General features: G+C 73.2%; 3 protein-coding genes. 2 read left to right on the top strand and 1 reads right to left on the bottom strand.

From position 1 onward, the window contains the following. Positions 1-189 (bottom strand): VOC family protein (locus tag EF918_RS32340; RefSeq protein WP_369009105.1); only part of this gene is annotated, 189 nt, incomplete at its 3' end. Positions 190-317: 128 nt separating this feature from the next. On the opposite strand from EF918_RS32340, the gene EF918_RS32335 reads away from it, so the two are divergent. Beyond that, positions 318-3149 (top strand): exo-beta-D-glucosaminidase, encoded by a 2832-nt coding sequence (locus tag EF918_RS32335; RefSeq protein WP_125652472.1) that lies wholly within the window; start codon positions 318-320, stop codon positions 3147-3149. 79 nt (positions 3150-3228) lie between these two features. Beyond that, complete coding sequence (locus EF918_RS32330) at positions 3229-4800, top strand: hypothetical protein (RefSeq protein WP_260610865.1); 1572 nt, start codon at positions 3229-3231, stop codon at positions 4798-4800. Positions 4801-4951 lie beyond the last annotated feature (151 nt).

Genomic DNA, 4951 nt, shown 5'->3' with positions numbered 1-4951 from the left:
GTCGGGGTCGGGGAGGCCGCAGTCGGCGGCCAGTTTGCGGCGGTCCCACAGGACGAGGGCCAGGCCGCCCGCCTGGTGGAAGACCGTCTCCTCCACCTCCGTGCCGCGCCAGCCGAGGGCCTCGTAGAAGGCCTTGGCACGGCCGAGGTCGGCGACCCCGAGGGTGATCAGGCTGATCCGCTGTTCCATCCCGTCACCGTAGCGGCCGGGCAGGGGCGGCGGCCCCACGAGCCCCGGGGCGGGCGTGCTTGCTGCGATCGGGTGAGGAGCGGTATGGGAGGCGTCGTCGGCCCGCGGCCGGGCAGCATGCTGGGGCCATGCGGCACGACCGGGGCGGGGTGCCCGCCCGTCGGCGAACTCCCCTGGCCCGCGCGGCGGCCCGGTGGGCCGGACCGGCCGCCGTCCTGCTGGTCCTCGCCCTGGCCGCCGCCCTGGCCCCGGCCGGTTCGCCCGCGCGGGCCGTGCCCGGCGCGCGGGCCGTGCCCGGCCCGGGGGCCGCGGCGGTGGTGGCCGCCGGTCCCGGCTCCGCCACGGCCCTGGCGGACTGGCGGATCCGGTCGACCGCCCAGGTGGAGGACCCGCCCGCCGAGGTGTCCAGTCCCGGCTATCCGACGACGGGCTGGTACCCCGCCGGCCCTCGCTCCACCGTCCTCGCAGCCCTGCTCGCCGCGGGCGTCCACCCCGACCCGTTCTACTCCACCCGGCAGAAGCTGATCCCGGCCGCCGACTTCGCGGTCCCGTGGTGGTACCGCGCCGACTTCTCGGTGACAGACCCTGTCACCGGCCCGGCCACCGGCCCGGCCGCCCGCACCCACCTCGACGTCAGCGGGGTGATCTCCGCCGCCGACGTCTTCGTCAACGGCCACCCGGTCGCCACGGCGAGCACCGTCGCCGGGGTCTACACCCGGCACGAGTTCGACATCACCGCCCTGCTGCGGCCCGGTACCAATACGGTCGCGCTCCGGATCCGGCCCAACGATCCGCGCAAGCACCTCACCGTCGGCTGGCTCGACTGGTTGCAGGCGCCACCGGACCGGAACATGGGCCTCGTGCGCGATGTCTTGGTCCGCCGCAGCGGACCGGTGGCCCTGCGTGACGCCCATGTCGTCACCGGCCTGGCCCTGCCGTCCCTGGCCTCCGCCGACCTGACCGTCAAGGCCCTGCTGCGCAACGACTCCTCCGCCCCGGTCACGGCCGTCCTCTCCGGCACCGCCGGGCCCACGGCGCTGCGCCGCCAGGTGGCGCTGGCGGCCGGGGAGAGCCGGACCGTGGTCCTCTCCCCCACCGACCACCCTGGACTCCGGATCGCCGCGCCCCGCGTGTGGTGGCCGGCCGGGCTGGGCGAACAGCCCCTGTACGGGCTGGATCTGACGGTGTCGGTGGACGGGACCGTCTCCGACGCGGCGCACTCCGCCTTCGGCATCCGGGACGTACAGGCCCCGCTCAACGCCGACGGCGCGCGCCAGTACCGGATCAACGGACGCACCCTGCTGGTGAAGGGCGCGGGCTGGTCCCCCGACGAGTTCCTGCGCTGGGACTCCCGCTCCGCCGAGGACCGGCTGGCGTACGTCCGCGACCTGGGCCTGAACACCCTGCGCCTGGAGGGCCACCTCGAACCCGACGAGTTCTTCGACCTCACGGACCGCTACGGAATCCTGACGCTCCCCGGCTGGGAATGCTGCGACAAGTGGGAGGGGGACGTCAACCGCGCGGAGTCCGGGGAGGAGTGGGACGCCGCCGACCACGCGGTGGCCAAGGCGTCCATGGCCGCCGAGGCGGCACGGCTGCGGCACCACCCGAGCGTGATCTCGTTCCTGATCGGCAGCGACGCCGCGCCCAGCGCCGAGATCGAGTCCGAGTACCTCCAGGCCCTGCGCGCCGCCGACTGGCAGGTGCCGGTGGTCCCCTCGGCCTCCGGGGAGTCGGCGCCCGTCACCGGCCGGTCCGGGATGCGGATGACCGGCCCCTACGACTGGGTACCACCGGCCTACTGGTACGACAAGCGGGCGGGCGGGGCCACCGGCTTCAACTCCGAGACGAGTGCCGGCCCGAGCATCCCCACCCTCGACACGCTGCGGCGGATGCTGAGCCCGGCCGAGCTGGAGACCCTCTGGAAGGAGCCGTCCGCGGCCCAGTACCACCGCTCCCCCTCACCGGTGTTCTCGACGCTCGAGCTGTACGACGACGCGCTGACCGGCCGTTACGGCCGCCCGGCGGATCTCGCCGACTACGTGCGCAAGGCGCAGCTGGCCCAGTACGAGAACGTCCGCGCGCAGTTCGAGGCGTACTCCCGCAACGCCAAGGACGCCACCGCGCCCGCGACCGGCGTCGTCCACTGGATGCTCAACAGCGGCTGGACCTCGCTCCACTGGCAGCTCATCGACCGCTACCTCGACCAGAACGGGTCCTACTTCGGCGCGAAGAAGGCGGGCGAGCCCCTCCACGTGCAGTACGGCTACGACCACCGCACGGTGAGCGTCGTCAACCGGCGGACCACCCCCGCCACCGGGCTCAGCGCGCGGGTCACGCTCTTCGACCCCGACGGGACCCAGCGCTACGACCGCACGGTGACGGGCATCGACGTCGAGGCGGGCGGGGTGACGACCACCGCCGCCACCGTCCCGGCCACGGTCCCCGGTCCGGCCCGGACGTACCTGGTCCGGCTGCTGCTCACCGACGCCTCCGGTCGGGAACTGAGCCGCAACGTCTACTGGCTCTCCACCCGCGCCGACGTGCTCGACCACGACGACACCGACTGGTACCACACCCCCACCACGGCCTACGCCGACCTGACCGGACTGAGCTCGATGCCCCAGGTCGCCCTGGAGACGACGGCGCAGACCACGACGCCGGCCTCGACCACGCCGGCAGCCACGGCCACGGCGGCGGGCGGTGGCGAACCGGGCACCTCCACCACGACGGTGACCCTCCGTCACCCCGGCGGAGCCACCAGAGCCCCCGCCCTGCTCGTCGACGTCGACCTCCTCTCGGCGGACGGCACCCCACTGCTGCCGATCCGCTGGAGCGACAACCACATCACGCTCTGGCCGGGCGAATCGGCCACCCTGACCGCCACGTACCGCACCCCGGCCCCGAACGGCACCGCCCCCCAGGTGCGGGTCGGCGGCTGGAACGCCCGGAGCCGCTGACACGGGCCCTGCGGGGAGGCAGAATCGGACGGACCGGGACGTCCAGGGGGACTACCGTGATGACGTCCAGGGGGGACTGATGAGCGGACGGGCACTACGCGTGGGGACGGGCGTCCTCGGCGTCGCCGTAGTCGGATTCATACTCTGGTATGCCTCGTACTACACCACGGTGCTGGTGTGGGAGGCACGGAAAGTCTTCGCCTGGTTCGCGCTGCCGCTGATCGCCGTGGCGATCGTCACGGCCGTGGCGCTGCTGGTGGGGTGGCGCCGCCGCCGGGCGGGGCACACCCCCGGCACGGGGAGCGGGGCGGCTCCTGTCATCGGCTGCCTCGGCGCCGTCGCGGGGCTGGCCCTCGCCGTGGGCTGGCTGGTGTACGGCTCGTACCTCCAGGACCGGGAGTACATGACCAGCGCGCACGTGGTGAGCGAGCCGGTGCCCGCGCTGTCGGCCCGGGCCCCGTACGTGGTGGGCAAGGCCCAGGCCGCGCCGCACCTCGGCGATGTGACGGGCGAGATCGCCGACATCACGTACCTGCCCGACTCGGACCGGTTCGCCACCCTCGTGGAACGCCGTGGCTGGCTGGCGGGCTACGAGGTCGGGCTCGTGCAGGACGTACCGCTGGGCGGCAGCAGCCGTAGCCAGGAGCGGTGCGCGTTCGACACGTCGGTCGCGGACGCCCGGATCAGCGGCTGGTTCTCGCACAACCTGGGCCGGAAGATCTCCGCCGAGAAGCGCTGGGTCCGCTTCGAGGCCGACGACGCCTACGTGGTCTGCTCCGGGGGCACCCCGGTCGTGGTCGTCCCCCTCAAGCGGCAGACGGGCCTGTTGGTGGTGACCGAACGCCCCGCCGGGGTCGCGCTCTACGACGGGCGGACCGGCAAGGTCACCGTCACGGCGGACACGTCCGAGGTCCCCGGGCCCTCCTATCCGATCAGCCTGGCGGCGCGGCAGCGGGAGAGCACGGCCGCCGTGGGCGGCTTCAGCGACTGGTGGTTCGAGCGCAGCGGGTGGGACGCCTCCGAGGACGGCGCCAACGAGGGCAACGAGTCCGAGTTCACCCTGCGCTACCGGGACGAGGCCGGCTCCAGCGCGTACGTCACCCCGCTCACCCCGCAGGGGGAGGCGAGCTCCGTCGTGGCCGTCGCCACGGTGCCCACCCGCCACAGCGGCGGGAGCCTGGCCCCCATGACCGTCCACCGCCTCGACCCGACGTGGTCCTCCCCGAAGGCACTGGTCGCCCTCATCAAGGCCGAGTACCGGGACGTCTGCTGCTACAACGACGACCAGGTCTTCGAGGTGGCACCCACCGGGGGCAGTACGTGGACGGCCACCGTCGGCAGTGAGCAGAACATCCGCTACCGGGTGGAGGGACGCGGCCTGGTCGCGGGCCGGGAGGCGACCTGTCTGAAGGCCGCCGACGGTGTCCTGATCCGCTGTGCCTACGCGGCACCGGGCTCCCCCGAGGAACAGGAACTCCAGCGCCGCGAACAACAAAAACAACAAGAGCAACAGAAACAACAGCAGGACACCACCAAGGCCCCACCCGCCGGCACCGACCTCAGCCAGTACACGAACGACCAACTGGCCGAACTCCAGGGGCGCCTGAGCGAGGAACTGGTCCGCCGCCTGAAGTCCTCCAAGGCGTCGTAGGCCACCGGCGTGGTGGTCCACGCCGTCTTCGACCCCCTTATGACTGCCTTGTGCCGAGAACGACGCGCGACCGTTGGAGGAGATCTCCCCAACGGGAACGGGGGGCCGAGTAGTGGGTGGTGATGTGGCCGTCGGGGCGGACCAGGAGGGC

The organism is Streptomyces sp. WAC06614, from assembly GCF_003949795.1.
GTDB lineage: Bacteria > Actinomycetota > Actinomycetes > Streptomycetales > Streptomycetaceae > Streptomyces.
Note: the sequence above shows the minus strand (reverse complement) of the source record. Positions and strands in the feature narration are given on the sequence as shown.

What these genes read in the sequence shown, in the direction of transcription:
- EF918_RS32335 (WP_125652472.1), top strand. Translation starts at nt 318, where the DNA reads ATGCGGCACGACCGGGGCGGGGTGCCCGCCCGTCGGCGAACTCCCCTG.
- EF918_RS32330 (WP_260610865.1), top strand. Translation starts at nt 3,229, where the DNA reads ATGAGCGGACGGGCACTACGCGTGGGGACGGGCGTCCTCGGCGTCGCC.